The 21,180-nt window shown below is 67.6% G+C and carries 20 protein-coding genes and 2 tRNA genes; 13 read left to right on the forward strand and 9 right to left on the reverse strand.

Going from position 1 to position 21,180, the window contains the following annotated elements:
* Positions 1-51 precede the first annotated feature (51 nt).
* The 6 genes from rsmG to rpmH are packed head-to-tail and all read right to left on the reverse strand — an operon-like array spanning position 52 to position 3,125.
* Positions 52-711, reverse strand: coding sequence for a 16S rRNA (guanine(527)-N(7))-methyltransferase RsmG (gene rsmG / locus ITJ56_RS15030; protein ID WP_194631442.1), 660 nt, complete (start codon positions 709-711; stop codon positions 52-54).
* Positions 708-1,232, reverse strand: a complete 525-nt coding sequence (locus tag ITJ56_RS15035; protein ID WP_194631443.1) for a R3H domain-containing nucleic acid-binding protein — start codon at positions 1,230-1,232, stop codon at positions 708-710. Before ITJ56_RS15035 ends, rsmG begins: the two co-directional genes overlap by 4 nt.
* A complete protein-coding gene (gene yidC, locus ITJ56_RS15040; protein WP_194631444.1) occupies positions 1,233-2,201 on the reverse strand; it encodes a membrane protein insertase YidC in 969 nt (322 codons plus the stop codon).
* Positions 2,202-2,209: 8 nt separating this feature from the next.
* Positions 2,210-2,593, reverse strand: a complete 384-nt coding sequence (gene yidD, locus ITJ56_RS15045; RefSeq protein WP_194631445.1) for a membrane protein insertion efficiency factor YidD — start codon at positions 2,591-2,593, stop codon at positions 2,210-2,212.
* Positions 2,590-2,940, reverse strand: a complete 351-nt coding sequence (rnpA, locus tag ITJ56_RS15050; protein WP_194631446.1) for a ribonuclease P protein component — start codon at positions 2,938-2,940, stop codon at positions 2,590-2,592. Before rnpA ends, yidD begins: the two co-directional genes overlap by 4 nt.
* A gap of 47 nt (positions 2,941-2,987) precedes the next feature.
* Positions 2,988-3,125, reverse strand: a complete 138-nt coding sequence (rpmH, locus tag ITJ56_RS15055; RefSeq protein ID WP_055951440.1) for a 50S ribosomal protein L34 — start codon at positions 3,123-3,125, stop codon at positions 2,988-2,990.
* A 512-nt stretch (positions 3,126-3,637) separates the two neighbouring features.
* Between rpmH and dnaA the strand changes: the two genes are divergently transcribed.
* From dnaA to ITJ56_RS15105, 10 genes are all read left to right on the forward strand, one after another.
* Positions 3,638-5,092 (forward strand): chromosomal replication initiator protein DnaA, encoded by a 1,455-nt coding sequence (dnaA, locus tag ITJ56_RS15060; protein ID WP_194631469.1) that lies wholly within the window; start codon positions 3,638-3,640, stop codon positions 5,090-5,092.
* Between the two features lie 406 nt (positions 5,093-5,498).
* The gene (dnaN, locus tag ITJ56_RS15065; RefSeq protein ID WP_194631447.1) at positions 5,499-6,644 is read left to right on the forward strand and encodes a DNA polymerase III subunit beta; all 1,146 of its coding nucleotides are present in this window, start codon (positions 5,499-5,501) and stop codon (positions 6,642-6,644) included.
* 71 nt (positions 6,645-6,715) lie between these two features.
* Positions 6,716-7,603: a phosphogluconate dehydrogenase (NAD(+)-dependent, decarboxylating) gene (gene gnd, locus ITJ56_RS15070; RefSeq protein WP_194631448.1), complete on the forward strand. Its 888-nt coding sequence runs from the start codon at positions 6,716-6,718 to the stop codon at positions 7,601-7,603.
* Between the two features lie 31 nt (positions 7,604-7,634).
* Positions 7,635-8,909, forward strand: coding sequence for a DNA replication/repair protein RecF (gene recF, locus ITJ56_RS15075; RefSeq protein ID WP_194631449.1), 1,275 nt, complete (start codon positions 7,635-7,637; stop codon positions 8,907-8,909).
* A gap of 35 nt (positions 8,910-8,944) precedes the next feature.
* Positions 8,945-9,409, forward strand: coding sequence for a DUF721 domain-containing protein (locus ITJ56_RS15080; RefSeq protein ID WP_323749832.1), 465 nt, complete (start codon positions 8,945-8,947; stop codon positions 9,407-9,409).
* Between the two features lie 133 nt (positions 9,410-9,542).
* Positions 9,543-11,528 (forward strand): DNA topoisomerase (ATP-hydrolyzing) subunit B, encoded by a 1,986-nt coding sequence (gene gyrB / locus ITJ56_RS15085; protein ID WP_194631451.1) that lies wholly within the window; start codon positions 9,543-9,545, stop codon positions 11,526-11,528.
* A 132-nt stretch (positions 11,529-11,660) separates the two neighbouring features.
* Entirely contained in the window at positions 11,661-14,318 is a 2,658-nt protein-coding gene (gyrA, locus tag ITJ56_RS15090) for a DNA gyrase subunit A (protein ID WP_194631452.1), read from the forward strand.
* Positions 14,311-14,718, forward strand: coding sequence for a DUF3566 domain-containing protein (locus ITJ56_RS15095; protein ID WP_027466922.1), 408 nt, complete (start codon positions 14,311-14,313; stop codon positions 14,716-14,718). Before gyrA ends, ITJ56_RS15095 begins: the two co-directional genes overlap by 8 nt.
* Positions 14,719-14,793: 75 nt before the next feature.
* Positions 14,794-14,870, forward strand: a tRNA-Ile gene (locus tag ITJ56_RS15100).
* Positions 14,871-14,923: 53 nt separating this feature from the next.
* Positions 14,924-14,996: transfer RNA gene (locus tag ITJ56_RS15105), tRNA-Ala, on the forward strand.
* 455 nt (positions 14,997-15,451) lie between these two features.
* On the opposite strand, the gene ITJ56_RS15110 is transcribed toward ITJ56_RS15105, so the two are convergent.
* Positions 15,452-16,027 (reverse strand): hypothetical protein, encoded by a 576-nt coding sequence (locus ITJ56_RS15110; RefSeq protein ID WP_194631453.1) that lies wholly within the window; start codon positions 16,025-16,027, stop codon positions 15,452-15,454.
* 115 nt (positions 16,028-16,142) lie between these two features.
* Between ITJ56_RS15110 and ITJ56_RS15115 the strand changes: the two genes are divergently transcribed.
* On the forward strand, positions 16,143-16,682 hold the full coding sequence (locus ITJ56_RS15115; RefSeq protein ID WP_194631454.1) for a peptidylprolyl isomerase: 540 nt from the start codon (positions 16,143-16,145) through the stop codon (positions 16,680-16,682).
* Between the two features lie 7 nt (positions 16,683-16,689).
* Entirely contained in the window at positions 16,690-17,544 is an 855-nt protein-coding gene (locus tag ITJ56_RS15120) for a rhomboid family intramembrane serine protease (RefSeq protein ID WP_194631455.1), read from the forward strand.
* Positions 17,545-18,036: 492 nt separating this feature from the next.
* Here ITJ56_RS15120 and ITJ56_RS15125 read toward each other — a convergent pair whose 3' ends face one another.
* Positions 18,037-18,291, reverse strand: a complete 255-nt coding sequence (locus tag ITJ56_RS15125; protein WP_194631456.1) for a cell division protein CrgA — start codon at positions 18,289-18,291, stop codon at positions 18,037-18,039.
* A gap of 82 nt (positions 18,292-18,373) precedes the next feature.
* On the opposite strand from ITJ56_RS15125, the gene ITJ56_RS15130 reads away from it, so the two are divergent.
* Positions 18,374-19,018 carry an anthranilate synthase component II gene (locus ITJ56_RS15130; protein WP_194631457.1) on the forward strand — a complete coding sequence of 215 codons (645 nt, stop codon included), beginning with the start codon at positions 18,374-18,376 and terminating at the stop codon, positions 19,016-19,018.
* A 238-nt stretch (positions 19,019-19,256) separates the two neighbouring features.
* Here the strand turns inward: ITJ56_RS15130 and pknB are convergent, their stop codons facing one another.
* Positions 19,257-21,062: a Stk1 family PASTA domain-containing Ser/Thr kinase gene (pknB, locus tag ITJ56_RS15135; RefSeq protein ID WP_323749833.1), complete on the reverse strand. Its 1,806-nt coding sequence runs from the start codon at positions 21,060-21,062 to the stop codon at positions 19,257-19,259.
* Positions 21,063-21,180: the final 118 nt, after the last annotated feature.

Below are 21,180 nucleotides of genomic sequence, written 5' to 3' on the forward strand. Positions count from 1 at the left end.
CGTGGAACGCGGAGCCACTGGCGGCCGGATGACCCGGCCCGAGCCGCAGCGTCAGTCAACTGTAGCCCGGAAGACCCGGGTGGTCTCGTCGACCACACCGTCCCCGAGCTCGAGCACCTCGACGTCGGAGAGGCGCTTCCGGAGGATGACCTTCCGAGCCTTCTCGATCTCTTCGTCGACCCGAGCACCCTTCATCAGGATGAGCTGCCCGCCAGAGCGGACCAACGGGACGGTGAGGGGGATGAGCTTCGAGAGCGCACTGACGGCACGTGCGGTGACCTGGTCCACGACGACCTCGTCGGTCACGTCCTCGGCACGGCCTCGGAGGACCGTGACGTTCTGCAGCCCGAGCCTCTCCGCCTCACCCTGGAGCCAGTCGGTCCGACGCTCCATCGGCTCGATCAGGACGAACTCCACGTCCGGCCGGGCGATCGCGAGCACGAGACCCGGCAATCCTGCGCCCGAGCCGACGTCGGCAACGCGACCACGGGCCTCCAGGAGGGGTGCCAGCAATACCGAATTGAGGATGTGTCGCGTCCAGAGGCGGGGAAGCTCGAGTGGGCCGATCAGGCCCAGCTCTTCACCGCGCCGAGCCAGCTCGTTCGTGAACGAGCGTGCGACGTCGATCTGCTCACCGAAGAGGCTCGCCGCGGCGGCCGGCTCGGCCTCGAGCACCGGTGCCGCATCCGTGGGAGCGGATGGATCCGTCATCGGGTGACGACCGTGTGACGGTCCCGACCCTCACCCTCGGACTCCGAGTGGAAGCCCTTCTCGGCGACCAGGTCGTGCACCAGCTTGCGCTCGTACGACGACATCGGGGGGAGTGCCGCTGACGTCGACCCTGCCTCGATACGCTCGACGGCGGTGTCGACCAGGCGCTGGAGCTCCTCGGCACGGGCGTCACGCGACCCACCGACATCGAGGATGAGCCGGCTGAACTCGCCCGTCTCGGCCTGGACCGCGATGCGGGTGAGCTCCTGCAGCGCCGTCACCGTGTCCGGCTTGGAGAGCACACGGAGTGCTTCGCCGTCGTCGGTGACCGACAGGTACACGCGACCGGCGCGCTCCTCGATCTCGATGTCGCCGTCGAGGTCGCAGATGTCGAGCAGTTCCTCGATGTAGTCCGCGGCGATGTCCGCTTCGTCGCGGGCGTCCTCAACGTCGGTCTCGATCTCGGTCTCGGCTGCGGCTTCGGTGGCGTCGACGGCCGCGGCGGTGTCCTGCTCGGTCACTTACTTCTTCCCGTTCTTCTTCGAGCGCTGCTTGCCGACCGGCTGCTGACGCTGGGTGGTGACGCGCACGGCCTCGATCTCGGCCGCGCTCGCGCCGGCACCTGCCTCGGCGAGGACCGGGGTGGCGGTCCCGCGACGCTGGGCCTTCTTCGCGAGGCGGGCCTCGCGAGCGAGGGCGGCCTCGGAACCCGGGGTGGGCATGCTGCGGATGACGAAGTACTGCTGCGCCATCGTCCAGACGTTCGAGGCGAGCCAGTAGAACATGACGCCGAGGGGGAAGCTGAGGCCCGAGATCACGAAGACCAGCGGGAGGATGTACAGCATCATCTTCTGCTGGCGGTACATCGGAGACTCCTTGGTCTCCGGCGACATGTTCTTGGCGACGAGCTGCAGCTGCGTGATGAACTGCGAGGCGGTCATCACGACGATCATGAAGCCCGCGATCGCACGGACTTCCCAGCCGGAGGCGTTCGTGAACGTCTCGTGCAGGGGCGCACCGAACAGGGCGGCGTTGCCGAACGACGCCGCGAGGTCGTTCGTGAGCAGGCCGATGCCCGTCTTGTTGATCTGTGCCTCGTGCAACACGGAGTAGAGCGAGAAGAAGATCGGCATCTGCAGCAGCAGTGGCAGGCAGGAGCTGAGCGGGTTGGTCCCCGTCTCCTTGTAGAGCGCCATCGTCTCGCGGCTCATGGCCTCACGCGAGAACTGGTCCTTCTTGCCCTTGTACTTGTCCTGGATCTTCTTCAGCTGCGGCGCGACCTCGAGCATGCGCCGCTGCGACTTGATCTGCCGCACGAAGATCGGGATCAGTGCGGCGCGGACGACGAACGTCAGGAAGATGATCGAGAGCACCCAGGTGATGCCCGCACCCGGGTCCAGGCCGATGCTCTCGAAGATCCAGTGGAACCCGACGAGGATGGCCGAGACCACCCACTTGAGCGGCCAGAGGATCGTTCCGATGATGTCCATGGGGACGGCTACGCCTTTCGAGTGCGCTGGGGGAGCAGGACCGGCCGGGCCGTTCCGACCGCAGGGTGCGGCTGCTGCTGCGAGATCGGCGCGAGGACGAACCCGAACCGGTTGACGACGAACGGTCGACGACGTTCCTTCACGTCATCGATGCCACCAGCAGCCCAGGGGTTGCAGCGGGCGATGCGCCAGGCGCCCATGGCGGATCCGCGCACGACGCCGTACTGCTGGATCGCTCCGAGGGCGTACCGGGAGCACGACGGGTGGTAGCGGCAGACGTCGCCGTACAGCGGGGAGATCACCGCACGGTAGGCCCGGAGCACGACGACGCACGCGTTGCGTGGGAGCAACGCGACGACCCAGGCCAGCCGGGTCCACAGAGTGCGGTTCATGCTGCCTTCTCCACCCCGCGCGCGAAGGAGCGCGTGACGTCTTCGAGCAGGGTAGGCCATCCGGCCTGCGATGCGGCTGGCAGTACGCGGACCACCACGTCGAACCCCTCGGGGGTGTCGACGAGCAGGTCGTGCGCGATGGCCTTGAGCCGCCGCCTGATCAGATTCCGGGTCACGGCGTTGCCGACCGTCTTCGCGACGATGAAACCGAACCGCGTGGGCCCGACGTGCCCGCTCGACTGTCGGACCACGGACACGACGACGTGCGCCGTGGCGCTCTTGCGACCACGACGCACGACGTTCCGGTAGTCGTCCCCGCGGACGATGCGGTTGGCGCTGGCCAACACTGCGACGCCGGGGTCAGACCGAGGACCGGATCAGGCGATCAGCCTGATCAGGCCGACAGCTCGGTACGGCCCTTGGCGCGACGCGCCGCCAGGATGCTGCGGCCGGCACGGGTCCGCATGCGGAGGCGGAAGCCGTGCTTCTTGGCGCGGCGACGGTTGTTGGGCTGGAAGGTGCGCTTGCTCATGATGTTCTCCACACGGCTGCTCGCGGCGAGCCGTCACGTATGTGTAGCCGTCCGGGTGTCGAACGACGCAGATGGGCGCGACCAAAGGGCCGCAGTCAACTGGTTAACGGTACGTGACAGCAGCGAGCAGGTCAAACCCTGCTCGGACCGGTGACCCCGATGACCATCGCTCCGGTCACCCGAGCCCATTCTCCACATTGGGGACAACTTCCGTTCGGTACGACCCGGTCCGGTCCTTTACAGTGGTGTGATCGATCGGCTCCGTGGCCCGCCACGACAGGGAAGTGCTCCTGTCGGACGACTCGGAACGATCGTGGACAACACTGTGGACAACCCTGTGGGAACCTCCGCGGCAACGAGGCGTCGACGAAGCCCTCGAAGCCACCGACGATCCGCCGGCGACGACCTGGTCCGAGTGCGGTCCCAGAGGACGCCACGGCATGTCCGACCCCGCAGGACACACCCTCGTCCGGCAGCGAACGCACGACACGACCCCTGGAGACGAGCGCGACATGACGATGGCCGCCGACCCCGTCGAGGACCTCTGGTCATCCGTCCTCGGACTCCTCGCCGAGGACCCTCGCATCACCCCGCAGCTCCACGGCTTCCTGAACCTGGTCGAGCCGAAGGGCGTCCTCGCGGGCACCCTCTACCTCGAGGTGCCGAACGACCTGACCCGGGGCATGCTCGAACAGCGCATCCGCATCCCGATCACCGAGGCCGTGGGCCGCATCGGCGACGACTCGGTCGCGAACTTCGCCATCACGGTGAACCCGGACATGGCGTCGGAGCCGCGCGTCGACCCGAACGTCCCCGAGTACGCCGAGCCCGTGCGGGAAGCCGTCGAGCAGAGCGCGGCACCGCGGCAGTACATCGAGGCGCCGTTCGTCCCGAGCCAGACCGATTCGCCGGGTACCAGCGGTCGGCCCGAGTCGCGGCTCAACCCGAAGTACAACTTCGACAACTTCGTCATCGGTTCGTCGAACCGTTTCGCGCACGCCGCAGCGGTCGCCGTGGCCGAGGCACCCGCCAAGGCGTACAACCCCCTCTTCATCTACGGGGACTCGGGACTCGGCAAGACCCACCTGCTCCACGCCATCGGGCACTACGCCGAGAGCCTCTACCCGGGGATCCGCGTCCGGTACGTGTCGAGCGAGGAGTTCACCAACGACTTCATCAACTCGATCGCGAACAACCGGTCGAACCAGTTCCAGCAGCGCTACCGCGACATCGACATCCTGCTCATCGACGACATCCAGTTCCTGCAGGGGAAGGACTCGACGCAGGAGGCCTTCTTCCACACGTTCAACACGCTGCACGACCACAACAAGCAGGTCGTCATCACGTCGGACGTGGCGCCGAAGCACCTCACCGGGTTCGAGGACCGGATGCGATCCCGCTTCGAGTGGGGTCTGATCACCGACGTGCAGGCCCCCGAACTCGAGACGCGCATCGCGATCCTCCGCAAGAAGGCGCAGTCCGACCACCTGCAGGTTCCCGACGACATCCTCGAGTTCATGGCGTCCAAGGTGTCGAGCAACATCCGGGAGCTCGAGGGGACGCTCATCCGCGTCACCGCGTTCGCGAGCCTGAACCGGACGGCCGTCGACATGGCCCTCGTGCAGACCGTGCTCAAGGACCTCATCACCCTCGACGAGGACAACGTCGTCGCGCCGACGGACATCATCAACCACACCGCTGAGTACTTCAAGCTCTCCGTCGACGACCTCTACGGGTCCTCCCGCTCGCAGGCGATCGCCACCGCGCGACAGATCGCGATGTACCTCTGCCGTGAGCTGACGAGCCTGTCCCTGCCCAAGATCGGGCAGCTGTTCGGCAACCGGGACCACACCACCGTGATGTACGCCAACAAGAAGATCACCGAGCTCATGAAGGAACGTCGGTCGATCTACAACCAGGTGACCGAGCTCACCAGCCGCATCAAACAGGACCGCCGCTACCGCTAGATCGGCCCGTTCCCGGTGCCGTCCACCATCTGAGACGGTTCCAAGCGCCGGACTTCTCACAGTGTGGATAGCCTGTGGATAACTGTGGAGGACACGCCGCCCGGTTGTTCACAGGTGAGGGGTCACATGTGGAAACTGGGGATGGAAGTGGATAGATGAGAAAAATTCATCCCGTTAACGCTCACAGGCCTCCCACAAGTCACAACGGTGTAGTTCCCTACGCCTGAGCGGGATGCACAGGGTTATCCACAGTGTGCACAGGCGTTAACACCATTACTCCTGGTTAACGATTGATCTCTGCGGGACAACCTTGTGGACGGCGGGATGACAAGAAATCCGGCCTTCGTCCGCCTGTGCCAGAATGGGGCGGCCGGACAGTCCAAGCCGATCGACAGGGGTTCCAGCTGTGAAGTTCGAGGTCAACCGGGACGTCTTCTCCGAAGCCGTCTCCTTCGCAGTGAAGCTCCTCCCGCAGCGCACGACCCTCCCGATCCTGTCGGGTGTCCTCATCCACGCCGAGGGAGATCGTCTGACCCTGTCGTCGTTCGACTACGAGGTCTCGGCACAGACGTCCATCTCGGCACAGATCGACGAGCCGGGCACGGTCCTGGTGTCCGGCCGCCTGCTCAACGACATCGCGAGCCGGCTTCCGAACGCGCCGGTGTCGTTCACGACCGAGGACGCCAAGATCTCGGTCAGCTGTGGTTCGGCGCACTTCACACTGCTGTCGATGCCGGTCGAGGAGTACCCGACGCTGCCCGAGATCGGTCCGCAGACGGGGGTCATCCCCGGTGACGCTTTCTCCGAGGCCGTGTCCCAGGTAGCCGTCGCCGCCAGCCGCGACGACGTCACTCCGGTCATCACCGGTGTCCAGCTCGAGGTCGGCGACAACGACCTCTCCTTGATCGCGACAGACCGCTACCGCGTCGCCGTCCGCACCATTGCATGGGACTCCGGCCGTGTCGGCTCCGACCCGCTGCACGCGTTGGTCCCGGCGCGCACCCTGCAGGAGGTCGGACGTACGTTCGGCTCGGCGTCCACGGTCTCCGTGTCGATCACCGGGAGCTCGGACCGCGAGCTCATCGCGTTCCACGCCGACGACAAGACCGTGACCTCGCTGCTCATCAAGGGCAACTACCCGCCGGTCCGCCGGCTCTTCCCCGAGACCGTCAACGACCACGCGGTGATCAACACCGCCGAGCTCGTCGAAGCGGTTCGACGGGTCTCCCTCGTCCTGGAGCGCGAAGCGGCGCTCCGGTTCTCCTTCACGGTCGACGGGCTCACGCTCGAGGCGATCGGATCCGAGCAAGCGCAGGCATCAGAGTCGATCAGCGCGCTGTTGACCGGCGAGGAAACGGTGGTCTCGTTGAAGCCCGCCTTCCTCCTGGACGGACTGAACGCGGTGCACTCCGAGTTCGTCCGTATCTCCTTCACCAAGACGGAGAACCCCAACAAGCCGGGCCCGGTGCTGATCACCGGCCAGACTTCGCAAGATGCCGCAGCCACCGATGGATACCGGTACCTGCTGCAGCCGAACCTGCTGCTGCGATAGGCACAACAGGCAACCTGCGCTGGCGCACACCACCGGCAGCTTCAGCGCGACGACGAACAGAAGAGGAAATCATGCACATCGGTCTTGTCGGCCTTGGTCGCATGGGCAACAACATGCGTGCCCGTCTCCGCAACGCAGGGATCGAGGTCACCGGTTACGACGCCAACCCCGCCGTTTCCGACGTCGCCGACCTCGGCGCCCTCGCCGCCGCCCTCCCCGAGGGCCAGCGTCTCGTGTGGGTCATGGTCCCGCACGGCAAGATCACCGACGACGTGATCACGGACCTCGCCGGCGTCCTGAACGAGGGCGATCTGGTCATCGACGGCGGCAACTCGAAGTGGTTGGACGACACCAAGCACGCCGAGCAGCTCGGTGCGCGCGGCATCCGCTACATGGACGTCGGCGTCTCCGGTGGTGTCTGGGGCAAGGACAACGGCTACGGCCTGATGGTCGGAGGTGACGCTGCGGACGTCGAGTTCGCGATGCCCGTCTTCGACGCGCTCCGCCCCGAGGGCCCTCGTGAAGAGGGCTTCTCGCACGCCGGCCCGATCGGTGCCGGTCACTACGCCAAGATGGTCCACAACGGCATCGAGTACGCGATCATGCAGGCGTACGGCGAGGGCTACGAGCTCCTCGAGGCCAAGGACATCATCAACGACGTCCCCGCCGTCTTCGCAGGTTGGCAGCGCGGCACGGTCGTCCGCTCCTGGCTGCTCGACCTGATGGTGCTCGCGCTGAACGAGGACCCGAAGCTCGAGGCGATCGAGGGCTACGTCGAGGACTCCGGCGAGGGCCGCTGGACGGTCGAAGAAGCCATCGAGCACGCCGTCCCGATGCCGACGATCTCGGCGTCGATCTTCGCGCGCTTCGTCTCGCGGCAGGGCAGCGGTTCGCCGACGATGAAGGCCGTCGCGGCGCTCCGCAACCAGTTCGGCGGTCACGCCGTCAAGAAGTCCTAGGACCCCCCGGGGGAACCCGGACTCGGCCCGCGTGCACGTCGACCATCTCCAACTGACCGACTTCCGGAACTACCGGGAGGCGGACGTCGACCTCGCACGCGGGCCGAACCTGTTCGTCGGGCGCAACGGACAGGGCAAGACCAACCTGGTCGAGGCGGTCGGGTACCTGTCCACCCTCGGTTCACACCGGGTGCCCACCGATGCGGCGCTCGTGCGACAGGGGTGCGACGCCGCGATCGTCCGGGCCCGGCTCGCCCACGAGGATCGCAGCATCCTCGCCGAGGTGCAGATCAACCGCACCGGAGCGAATCGTGCCCAGGTGAACCGATCGGCGATCAAGCCCCGTGAGCTGCCGCGGTACTGCACCTCCGTGCTCTTCGCCCCCGAGGACCTCGCGCTTGTCCGGGGCGAACCGGCGGGGCGCCGGCGGATGCTCGACGAACTGCTCGGGCAGATCGCGCCCCGCATGCAGGGCGTCCTCGCCGACTACGACCGAACGCTGCGGCAGCGGAACACCCTGCTCAAGTCCGCTCGGGCGACCGGCGCCAAGGCGAACGCACTGTCGACGCTCGACGTCTGGGACGATCGGCTGGTCGGGCTCGGTGCCGAGATCGTCGCCGCCCGCGACCACCTGACCCGACGGCTCGCACCCTTCGTCGCCGAGGCGTACGCCACCGTCGCCGGCGAACACCACGACGCCTCGATCACCGGTGTGCTGTCGATCCGGGGCGGCGACCCCGAGGCGGCAGCGGCGACCGACCCCGTCCTCGGGACGCCGGATGAGCCGGTGACCGTGTCCTCGGCTGCAGAGGCCTTCGCCGCGGCGCTGGAGCGTCGTCGTCGGGACGAACTCGACCGCGGCCTTACCCTCGTCGGGCCCCATCGCGACGATGTTCTGTTCCAGCTGAACGGGTTACCTGCACGCGGGTACGCCAGCCACGGTGAATCCTGGTCGTTCGCCCTCGCGGTGCAACTCGCGAGCGCCTCGATCCTCCGGGCCGAGTCGAACCTGGGCGACCCGATCATCATCCTCGACGACGTCTTCGCCGAGCTCGACGAATCCCGGCGGGAGCGCCTGGCGAACGCGGTCGCCGACTACGAGCAGGTGCTCATCACCGCTGCCGTCTTCGGCGACGTGCCACCGCAGCTCGCGGCACACACCGTACGGATCGAGGCGGGCACGATCGTGAGCGACGAGGCGGACGGGGGTGGCGCCTCCAGTCCGACAACGGACGCGACGGACGCCGCCGGACCGACGGACGCCACCGAACCGACCGACCCCACCCCCGCGGAAGCTGACGCCTGATGCCCCGGCCCCGGAAACCCACCGAACCGTCGCAGGTGTACCGCCATCTCCGCGCGGTCTTCGGCGACCCGTCGAAGCGCGGCGTCGACGCCCGCCGTCGGCGCGCCCGCGAGTTCGACGCCGACACCGTGCCGTACGGCCGCGGACGCGAACCGAAGGGCCTGGCCGACATCGTCGGTTCGCTCGCCCAGGAGCTCGGCTGGACCGAACCCCTGGCCCGCTCCGAGCTCTTCGTGGACTGGCCGAGCGTGGTCGGTGAGGAGCTCGCGAAGCACTCCCGGCCGGTGACGATCGACGACGGTGCACTCGTCATCCGGTGCGACTCGACGGCGTGGGCGACGCAGCTCCGACTCATGCGCGCGAACGTCACGACGACCATCGCCGAGCGGCACCCGGAGGCGGGGGTCGAGTCGATCCGGGTTTCGGGCCCGGACGCCCCCACGTGGAAACGCGGCCCCAGGACGGTCCAGGGGCGCGGTCCTCGCGACACCTACGGTTGAGCCGACGAAATCATCCTGCAGTGCCAGAAAAGCCCGCCTGCGGGGCAGATGAGCCCTCGAAAGAGGGCCCTCTGCGGTAGACTGGGAGGTGCAGTGCGCGGGTGTTCCGCGCGCAGGCAGGAGCACTCTCGACATGGCATCAGAACCTGACGACGCCCGGAAGACCCCGCAGAGCGAACCGTCCTACGGCGCCGACCAGATTCAGGTGCTCGAGGGGCTCGAAGCCGTCCGCAAGCGCCCCGGTATGTACATCGGTTCGACGGGCCCGCGCGGTCTGCACCACCTGGTCCAGGAGATCGTCGACAACTCCGTCGACGAGGCCCTCGCCGGGTACTGCGACTCCATCGACGTCAGCATCCGGGAAGACGGTGGGGTCCGTGTCGTCGACAACGGTCGCGGTATCCCGGTCGACGTCCACACCGCCGAGGGCGTCTCGACGCTCCAGGTCGTGTTGACCGTCCTGCACGCCGGCGGCAAGTTCGGCGGCGGCGGGTACGCGGTCTCCGGCGGTCTGCACGGCGTCGGTTCGTCGGTCGTGAACGCGCTGAGCTCCGAGCTCGACGTGGAGGTCCGCCGACAGGGTCACGTCTGGCGCCAGAGCTACACCAACGGCGTTCCCGTCGCGCCCGTCTCGCAGGACGAAGCGACCGACGAGACCGGCACCACGATCACGTTCTGGCCGAACGCCGAGATCTTCGAGTCCGTCGTCTTCGACTACGAGACCCTGCGCACGCGGTTCCAGCAGATGGCCTTCCTGAACAAGGGCCTGCGGATCAACCTGCGTGACGAGCGCACCCCGGAAGAAGGGGAAGAGGCTCGCAACGACTCCTTCATGTACGAGCGCGGGCTCGCCGACTACGTCGAGTACATCAACGCGCAGAAGAAGGCCGACCTCGTCCACCCGGACGTCATCGGCTTCGAGTCCGAGGACCAGGATCGCAAGATCTCGCTCGAGGTCGCGATGCAGTGGAACACCTCCTACCAGGAGAGCGTCCACACCTTCGCGAACACGATCAACACGCACGAGGGCGGCACCCACGAAGAGGGCTTCCGCGCCGCGCTCACGACGCTCGTCAACCGCTACGCGCGCGAGGCGAAGATCATCAAGGAGAAGGACGACAACCTCACGGGCGACGACATCCGTGAGGGTCTGACCGCCGTCATCTCCGTGAAGCTCGCCGAGCCGCAGTTCGAGGGCCAGACGAAGACGAAGCTCGGCAACACCGAGGCGAAGTCGTTCGTCCAGCGTGTTGTCGGCACCGAACTGACCCACTGGTTCGAGAGCAACCCGACGCAGGCCCGCGACGTCGTCCGCAAGGCGATCCAGGCGTCGCAGGCACGGCTCGCGGCGCGCAAGGCCCGTGAGACCACCCGCCGCAAGGGGCTGCTCGAGTCGGGCGGCATGCCCGGCAAGCTCAAGGACTGCCAGTCGAAGGACCCGACACTGTCGGAGATCTTCATGGTCGAGGGTGACTCCGCCGGCGGTTCCGCCGTGCAGGGGCGCAACCCGATGACCCAGGCGATCCTGCCCCTCCGCGGCAAGATCCTGAACGTCGAGAAGGCCCGGCTCGACCGAGCCCTCGCCAACCAGGAGATCCAGTCGATGATCACGGCGTTCGGCGCCGGCATCGGTGAGGACTTCGACGCGGACAAGGCCCGGTACCACAAGATCGTGCTCATGGCCGATGCCGACGTCGACGGCCAGCACATCACCACGCTGCTGCTCACCCTGCTGTTCCGCTACATGCGTCCGCTCATCGAGCGCGGGTACGTGTACCTCGCGCAGCCGCCGCTCTACCGTCTCAAGTGGTCGAACTCGGCCCACGAGTACGTGTTCAGCGACCGGGAGCGCGACGCCCTCATGCAGGCGGGCCTCGCGGCCGGCAAGCGGATCCCGAAGGACAACGGCATCCAGCGCTACAAGGGCCTCGGCGAGATGGACTACAAGGAGCTCTGGGACACCACGATGAACCCGGACACCCGCACGCTCCTGCAGGTCACGCTCGAGGACGCCGCAGCGGTGGACGGCGTCTTCTCGACGCTGATGGGTGAGGACGTCGACGCGCGTCGCCAGTTCATCCAGCAGAACGCCAAGGACGTCCGCTTCTTGGACATCTGAACCGCCTCGACACCTCGACCGACCTGGAGGCGCGGTGCCAGCCGCGTGCTCTGGTCCGGACCACCTGTGGTCGCGTCCACCGCGACGAACGTCACCACGGCCTCCCGGCCGTCAGAAAGGTAACGCAAGCCAATGGCTGACGACAACGAGAACGGCGCCGACGAGCTGCCCGAGATCGTCCACGGCGACAGCGGGGACATCGTCGTCTCCGGTGACCGCATCTCGCAGGTCGACCTGCAGCTCGAGATGCAGCGCTCGTACCTCGACTACGCGATGTCGGTCATCGTCGGTCGAGCCCTGCCGGAGGTCCGCGACGGCCTCAAGCCGGTGCACCGCCGCGTCATCTACGCCATGTTCGACGGTGGCTACCGTCCGGACCGCGCGTTCTCGAAGTGCTCCCGCGTCGTCGGCGACGTGATGGGCCAGTTCCACCCGCACGGTGACTCGGCGATCTACGACGCGCTGGTCCGCCTGGTGCAGCCGTGGTCGCTCCGCTACCCGCTGGCGCTCGGCCAGGGCAACTTCGGTTCGCCGGGCAACGACGGCGCCGCGGCGCCGCGGTACACCGAGACGAAGATGGCGCCGCTCGCGCTCGAGATGGTCCGTGACATCGACGAGGACACCGTCGACTTCCAGGACAACTACGACGGCCGCACGCAGGAGCCCGCGATCCTGCCGGCCCGCTTCCCGAACCTGCTCGTCAACGGTTCGGTCGGCATCGCGGTCGGCATGGCGACGAACATCCCGCCGCACAACCTGCGCGAGGTCGCCGACGGCGCGAAGTGGGCGCTCGAGAACCCCGAGGCCACGCGCGAGGAACTGCTCGCCGCACTCATGCAGCGCATCAAGGGACCGGACTTCCCGACCGGCGCCCAGGTGCTCGGCACCAAGGGGATCCAGGACGCCTACCGCACCGGTCGTGGCTCGATCACGATGCGTGCCGTCGTCTCGGTGGAAGAGATCCAGGGACGCACCTGCCTGGTCGTCACCGAGCTGCCGTACCAGGTCAACCCGGACAACCTGGCGATCAAGATCGCCGAACTCGTCAAGGACGGCAAGCTCGCCGGCGTCGCCGACATCCGCGACGAGACCTCCGGTCGCACCGGGCAGCGCCTGGTCATCGTGCTGAAGCGCGACGCCGTGGCGAAGGTCGTGCTGAACAACCTCTACAAGCACACGCAGCTGCAGGAGAACTTCGGCGCGAACATGCTCGCCATCGTCGATGGTGTGCCGCGCACGCTGCCGCTCGACGGTTTCATCTCGGCGTGGGTCGCACACCAGGTCGACGTCATCGTCCGTCGCACCCAGTTCCGGCTGCGCGAGGCTGAGAAGCGTGCGCACATCCTGCGCGGCTACCTGGCGGCGCTCGACGCACTCGACGAGGTCATCGCACTCATCCGTCGTTCCCCCGACGTCGAAGAAGCCCGCACCGGTCTGATGGACCTGCTGTCGGTCGACGAGATCCAGGCGCGCGCGATCCTCGAGCTCCAGCTCCGTCGTCTCGCCGCCCTCGAGCGGCAGAAGATCCACGACGAGGCCGAGGAACTCGAGCGCAAGATCGCCGACTTCCAGGACATCCTGGCGTCGGAGAGCCGCCAGCGCTCGATCATCCGCGACGAACTCACCGAGATCGTCGACCGCTTCGGCGACGACCGTCGCACCGAGATCATGTTCGGCTACGACGGCGACATGTCGATGGAAGACCTGATCCCCGAAGAGGAGATGGTCGTCACCATCACCCGCGGCGGCTACGTGAAGCGCACCCGCAGCGACCAGTACCGCTCGCAGCACCGCGGCGGCCGCGGCGTGCGTGGGGCCCAGCTCCGCGCCGACGACATCGTCGAGCACTTCTTCGTCACGACGACGCACCACTGGCTGCTCTTCCTCACCGACCAGGGCCGGGTCTACCGCGCCAAGGCGTACGAGCTGCAGGAAGCCGGTCGCGACGCGAAGGGTCAGCACGTCGCGAACCTCCTCGCGCTGCAGCCCGACGAGCAGATCCAGCAGGTGCTCGACATCCGCGACTACGAGGTCGCCCAGTACCTCGTGCTGGCGACCGAACACGGTCTGGTCAAGAAGACCGCGCTGACCGAGTACGACACGAACCGCACCGGCGGCATCATCGCGATCAACCTGCGCGACGGCGACAAGCTCCGCCAGGCACTGTTGGTCGACGAGCACGACGACCTGCTCCTCGTGTCCCGCCAGGGCATGTCGCTCCGGTTCACCGCGACGAACGACACCCTGCGGCCGATGGGTCGCTCGACCTCCGGCGTGAAGGGCATGTCCTTCCGTGACGGCGACTCGCTGCTCGCGGCGCGCGTGGTGTCGGACGACGGCTTCGTCTGGGTCATGACCGAGGGCGGTTACGCGAAGCGCACCGCCGTCGACCAGTACCGGGTGCAGGGCCGCGGCGGTCTCGGCATCAAGGTGGCCAAGCTGGCCGTCGACCGGGGCGACCTTGTGGGGGCTCTCATCGTCGGTGAGGACGACGAGGTGCTCGTCGTGCTGCAATCGGGCAAGGTGGTAAGGTCTGCCGTGGCCGAGGTCCCTGCCAAGGGCCGTGACACGATGGGCGTCGTCTTCGCGAGGTTCGCGGAGAACGACCGGATCATCGCGGTGGCCCGGAACACCGAGCGGAACCTGGACGACCAGGACGACGCCGAGATCGAGCCCGCGGGCCCGGTGGAGACGGTCAGCCCTGCCGAAGCGGCCCCGGACTCCACTGATCCCATCGACACCGAGCCCGTCGCAGACGAGGCCGGAGAGGACCAGTCAAGCAATGAGTAGTGTCGCCGAGAAGCTCCAGAAGAAGGCGAAGCGACCCGTCGGCACCCGCCAGGTGCGGTTGCGGCTGGTCTACGTCGACTTCTGGTCGATGGTGAAGCTGAGCTTCCTCATCGCCCTGGCCGGCAGCATCGTGATCGTGGTCGCCACGGCACTGGTGTGGGTCATCCTGAACCAGACGGGTGTGTTCACCCAGGTCGACGCCCTGTTGAAGGACGTCACCGGACAGAACAGCTACTCGATCATGGACCAGTTCTCGCTGGGCCAGGTCCTCGGGTTCTCCATCGTCGTGGGCATCCTCAACGTGGTCGTCGGCACCGTGCTCGGCGCCATCGTGAGCGTGCTCTACAACCTCAGCGTGCGGATCACGGGCGGTCTGCTCGTGGGCTTCACGAACAACTGACACACCCGGGCCGGATGAGCCCGCCGCTCGATTTCGTTCCGACGTGATCGTACGGTAGGCTTTCATCCGGTCTGAGGGGCTATAGCTCAGGCGGTTAGAGCGCTTCGCTGATAACGAAGAGGTCCAAGGTTCAAGTCCTTGTAGCCCCACCACAATTCAACTCCCGCGTCGGAAGTCTCGGCGTCGCGGCCGGTTCGGCCGTTCCGGGGCCTTAGCTCAGTTGGTAGAGCGCCTGCTTTGCAAGCAGGATGTCAGGAGTTCGATTCTCCTAGGCTCCACTCGCATCAGCCCCTGGTTGACGACTTCGTCGTCTGCCCAGGGGCTTCGTTCTGTGCTCATACGCGCCGCCTCCCCTGCGGCGCGATCGGCGCAGGTGGCTCGGTCGTCGTGCTTGTCTGCTGCCTTCGGCAGCGCCGCTCCACGGTGGCCGGCTCCGCCATGCGCCGTCGTCTTCGTCGAGTGGTCACGACATGCCGTGCGCGCGGCGGTGAGGTCGCTGGAACTGTCGTCTGCGCGCCGTCCGGGCGACAGATTGCGGCCCCTCGGCGCGCGGCCGCGGGCGGGTCGCCCTGCCGCGTGGCGGACGGGAGGCGCGGTGTCGGGCCGGCACGGGCCTCCAGGTCGGTGGGTGGGCACGTGCAGTGCACGCTGTGCAGGGGTGCGCGCACCCACGCACCGAGAGAACGACGAAGGGCCCCGGCAGGTGCCGGGGCCCTTCGTACGAACCGGGAGGTCAGGCGGCGGGCTTCTCCGCCGTGTCGGCGTCGTCGGCCACCCAGAGGTCGTCGTCGGCGCGGAGCGTCTGGTACGCGGCGTACGCTGCACCAGCGACGGCGACGACGCCGACCACGATGAGTGCGACTCCGCCGAAGCCGAGACCCTTCTTCTGCTGCGACGGGACGTACTTCGCCGCGGCCTTCCTCGCGCTCTTGCTCTTCTTCTGCGCGTTCTTCACGATCTTCTTGATGCGCGGGTCCTTCGCGAGGTCGCCCACGCTGAGCACCGAGCCAGCGGTCGAGACGAGTCCGGGGACCACCTCGGACTGGAAGCGGTGCGAAGCGTTCTGCGCTGCCGACGTGGCAGCGTGCACACCGGTGGCGATCGCGGGTCGGATCCCGTTGTCGATCGCGTTCTGCACGCGGGGTGCGATGTCCTTGCGAGCGGCGTCGGCGGCGTTCGACCGGGCCTCGGCCAGGATCGCGTTCGCGTGCTCGAGGACCTTGCGCTGCTCGCCGAGGAGCGAGGCGGTCTGGCCCTTGAGCTTCTTGATCTGCTTCCGGCGCTTTCGCGGGATCTCGATCGTCGTCATCTGGTACCTCCATCGGAACGGCGTGACCCCATCCTGCCACCACAGTGCCTGACAGGTCACGGAACCGCAGCTGTGGGATCCGTCTGCGATCAGGAGTACATGCGAGAATCGGAACATGTCTCTGCACACCGCTGTCGCAACGATCCACACCAACAAGGGCGACATCCGCGTCAACCTGTTCGGCAACCACGCACCGAAGACCGTCAAGAACTTCGTCGACCTCGCCACCGGTCAGCAGGAATGGACCCACCCGGGTACGGGCAAGGTCTCGACCGACAAGCTGTACGACGGTGTGGTCTTCCACCGCATCATCAAGGACTTCATGATCCAGGGCGGCGACCCGCTCGGCCAGGGCATCGGCGGCCCGGGCTACCGCTTCGACGACGAGATCTCGCCGGAGCTCACGTTCCAGAACCCCTACATCTTCGCGATGGCCAACGCCGGTATCCAGGGCGGCCGCGGCACCAACGGCTCGCAGTTCTTCATCACCACGGTGGCGACGCCGTGGCTGCAGGGCAAGCACACCATCTTCGGTGAGGTCGCCGACGACGAGTCCCGCGCCGTCGTCGACGCGATCGAGGGTGTCCCCACGGACGGCCGCGACAAGCCGGTCGAGGACGTCGTCATCCAGAGCATCGACGTCGAAGGCGTCTGACCCGCACGTGACCGACCAGGCGTACAACCCGAACAACACCTGCTACCGGCATCCGGACCGGCAGAGCTTCGTGCTCTGCCAGCGCTGCGGGCGGACGATCTGCCCGGAGTGCCAGACGCCGGCAGCGGTCGGGGTGCACTGCCCGGAGTGCGTCCGTGAACAGCGCGCGCAGTTCGCAGCGAACCGTCGAGCGTCCGGGGCCCCCAGCGGGTTCACGGTGGCTCGGCGGCGCTTCGCGATGCTCGATCAGAAGGCCACGGTCGTCATCGTGGCGATCACGGTGGCGATCTGGCTGCTCGACCAGGTGAGTGGCGGGTTCTTCTCCAGCCTGCTCGCCTACAACTCGTTGCTCCTGCCGACGCAACCGTGGCGAGCCGTCACGGTGCTGTTCGTGCACTCGGGCATCTTCCACGTCCTCTTCAACATGTGGGCGCTGTGGATCTTCGGCCGGATGCTCGAGAACATGCTCGGTGCCTGGCGGTTCCTCGCGCTGTACTTCATCACCGGCATCTTCGGGTCGATGCTCGTGACGTTCCTGGCGCCCGGCACCTGGGTGGTGGGAGCGTCCGGCGCCATCTTCGGCCTGTTCGCCGCGTTCTTCGTGCTGCAGCGCAGCCTGGGGAACAACGCGGTGCAGCTGCTCGTGATCATCGGTCTGAACCTGGTGATCGGGTTCCTGCCCGGGACGAACATCTCGTGGCAGGCACACGTGGGCGGGATCATCGGCGGCTTCCTGATGGGCTTCGTCTTCGCGCAGACGCGGAACATCCGGAGGCGCCCACTGCAGATCGCGCTGATCGTCGCGGCGGCGGTCCTCGGCATCGTGCTGACCGCTGTCGGGTACGCCGTCACGGTCGGCTGATCCGGACCGGGTCACACCTGCCCCACCGAACGCCCCGTCGCTGCTGCGGCGGGGCGTTCGTCGTTCCCGGGCGCGCTCTGCCGCGCGGTCACAACTCGCTGTCGTCGTACCGCCGAGTGGTCGCAGATCATCGGTCAGCCGGCTTCGTCTCGACGATCCTCGCCCGGTGGACGGCGTGCAGGCGGGGTGTTGTGATCTGCTGGCACGCGCGCCGATCGGCGGGCCAGACTGCAATCCACAGGCAGCGCTGCAAGTTGTCCACAGGTGTGGAGAACCCGGTGAGTTACACGCGTGTGATTATCCCCACTGTGGACTCTGCTGTGGATAACTCCGGGACGGGGGTGTGGATGAGGATGTGGAGAGTGTGGAGAACTGTGGAAAGGAGCCGTGATCCTCCAGGATCTGTGGTTCTCGCGCCGGGCGCTTGTGGAGAACGACGACGCCCGCCGCACCTTGCGGTGCGACGGGCGTCGAGAGGCGTGCGGCCGGGGGTCAGCGCCACCGCGTGGTCATGAGGAAGCCGACGAACATGATGCCGAACCCGATCAGGATGTTCCACGAGCCGAGGCTCGGAACCGGGAGCGTGGCGTTCGAGATGTAGAAGACGATCACCCACACCAGACCGATGAGCATGAAGCCGAACATGACCGGCTTGAACCACACCGGGTTCGGGGCGTCCCCCGCGGTCTCGACCGAGTCGGCTCGGGTCTTCCGGGCGGGCTTGGTGCGGTCCTTGTCCTTGGCCATGGCCGGTATCCTACCGTGACCACGTGTGTGGATCGGCCCGCGGACCGCCGCACACATCCCCCACGAGTACGGTGAACCGACCATGACCAGGATCCTCGTCGTCGACAACTACGACAGCTTCGTCTACACGCTGAACGGCTACGTGCAGCAGCTCGGTGCCGACACCGACGTGGTCCGGAACGACGCCTTCCCCGAGTCGGAGATCGCGGGCCGCATCGCCGAGTACGACGGCGTGCTGCTCTCCCCGGGCCCCGGTACGCCGGCAGCGGCCGGGGTCTCGGTCCCCACGGTCCATGCCGCCATCGCTGCCGAGATCCCCCTGCTCGGGGTCTGCCTCGGGCACCAGGCCATCGCCGAGGCACTCGGCGCGACGGTCACGCACGCCGACGAGCTCATGCACGGCAAGACGTCGCAGGTCGACCACGATGACAGTCCACTCTTCGCCGGCGTCCCGCACCCGTTCACGGCGACGCGCTACCACTCGCTGGCGATCGTCGACGGGACGGTCCCCGAGGAACTCACCGTGACGGCCCGGACCGGCGGTGGCGTCATCATGGGCGTCCAGCACCGCGATCACCCCGTGTTCGGCGTCCAGTTCCACCCCGAGTCCGTGCTCACCGAGGGCGGGTACCGCATGGTCGGCAACTGGCTCGAGACCGCCGGGCTGTCCGGCGCCGTCGAGCGCGCTGCGGGCCTCGGGCCGCTCATCGCGACGCGCACCGCCTGACGCTGGGCAGCGGCGGGCACCGACAGCGTCGTGTGGTCGAGTCGCCGCCGAATTCGGCGGCGTCTCGTGCGTTCCGCGGGCGTCGGACGAGCACGGCGGCGTCTTGCGGTCGGCGGTGGACCGAGCCGTCCGAGGGTGGCAGGGTGCGCTGCGGGCGCACGTCGTGCCTCCAGACGGGACGACGGACGGGAGGCACACGGTGCGTGCTCGGCGCGGGTCGCGTCAGCGCGTGGCGGGCTCAGCGGCCGTCGTCACCCCGGTCGTTGCTGCCACCGCTGTTGCTGTTGCTCTCGTCGGAGGACGGCGCCGTGGACGGTGTGGCGGCACGGGCGCAGTACGTGAGCGTCACGGCGCTGCCCTGCGCGACGTCACCGGCCGGGGTGTCCTGCTGCGTGACGATCCCGCCCGTGCACGAGTACGAAGGCGCTGGGGTGACGGTGAGTCCGAGCTGCTCGACGGTCGCCTTGGCGGCGGAGAACTGCTGCTGGGTGACGTCCGGCAGCTGCACCTTGCCGTTGGACACCGTGAGGTTGATCGCGATGCCCTTCGTGTGCATCGAGCCGGATGCGGGGTCTGAGCTCAACACGGTTCCCTGGGGCACGTCCGCCGAGTAGTCACTCGAGATCGCGCCGACCTCGAACCCCGCGGCCTCGAGAGCCTGCTGTGCGGCGGCCTGAGCCTGCCCGCTCAACTCGGGGACCGCGACGCGCTCCGGCCCGATTGAGACGACCACGTTGACGTTCTGGTTCCGCCCGACGTTGACACCCGAGCCGGGGTCGGTGCGGATGACCACGCCCTTGTCGACGTCGTCGGAGTTCTCCTCGACCTTGACGGGCGTCAGGTCCTTCTTCTCGAGGGCAGTGGCCGCGGCGCTGTACGTGGAGCCGACGACGTTCGGCACGCTGACCGAGGACGACACCGGCGGCTTGCCCGGCTGCAGGTTCGCGACGAAGAAGACGACGCCGACGATGACCGCGACGGTGAGCAGGATGCCGACCCAGATCCACGCGACCGGCGGGCGGTTCTGCGTGCGCTGCGGGCGGTGCTCGGCGGTGTCGTCGTCGAGCTCACGGAAGGCGGACGCCGCGTTCGAGGTGGTGCGCGGGTCGACGCCGAACAGCACCGTGGAGGCGTCGTTCGCGACGTTCTGGTGGAGCTTCTTGGTGGATGCCGGGACCCGGCCCGCCGCGGCCTGCTGCAGGTCCGCACGGAACTCCGCGGCGTTCTGGAAGCGGCGCGTGCGGTCCTTGACCAGGGCGTGCAGCGTGACGGCGTCGAGGGCCGGCGAGACCTCGGGCGAGATGGTCGACGGTGCGACCGGCTGCTCGCTGACGTGCTGGTACGCGACCGCCACGGGGGTGTCCCCGAGGAACGGCGCGCGTCCGGTGAGGAGCTCGAACAGCACCACGCCGGTCGAGTAGAGGTCGGTGCGGGCGTCGACGGTCTCGCCGCGGGCCTGCTCGGGGGAGAAGTACGACGCCGTGCCGAGGATCGAGGTGGTCTGCGCGACCGTGGCGGACGTGTCGGTGATCGCCCGGGCGATGCCGAAGTCCATCACCTTGACCTGGCCGCTGTAGGTGACCATGACGTTGGCCGGCTTGATGTCGCGGTGAACGACGCCGGCGCGGTGTGAGTACTCGAGTGCGGTGAGGATGCCCTCGGTGATGCGGACCGCTTCGTCCGGGGCAACGGCGCCCTCGGCGATGATGTCGGAGAGCGGACGCCCCTCGACGTACTCCATCACGATGAAGGGGACCTGCACCTCGGCGCCGGAGGGCTCGGTGACGGTCTCTTCGCCGGCGTCGTAGACACGGACCACCGTCGGGTGCGCCATCCGCGCCGCGGCCTGGGCTTCTTGCCGGAAGCGGGTCCGGAAGGCGGGGTCGTTGGCGAGGCTCGGCTTCAGGAGCTTCACCGCGACCTTGCGGCCGAGGCGGGTGTCGTTGCCGAGGTGCACGGTCGCCATGCCGCCTCGGCCGATGACGTCACCGATCTCGTAGCGATTGGCGAGGAGCGTGATCCCCGCGGTCACACCTTCTGGCACGTACTCCTCCGTCTGTCCGTCCGGATAGTGTACGGCAGCTCCAGCTGGTCAGACGCTGGTCAGGGAGGGGTTGCGCGAACCGTTACCGAACGGTGTCGACAGTCCCCGTCCGGGGGAC

Origin of the sequence: Curtobacterium sp. VKM Ac-1376 (assembly GCF_015351025.1) — a bacterium.
Classification (GTDB): domain Bacteria; phylum Actinomycetota; class Actinomycetes; order Actinomycetales; family Microbacteriaceae; genus Curtobacterium.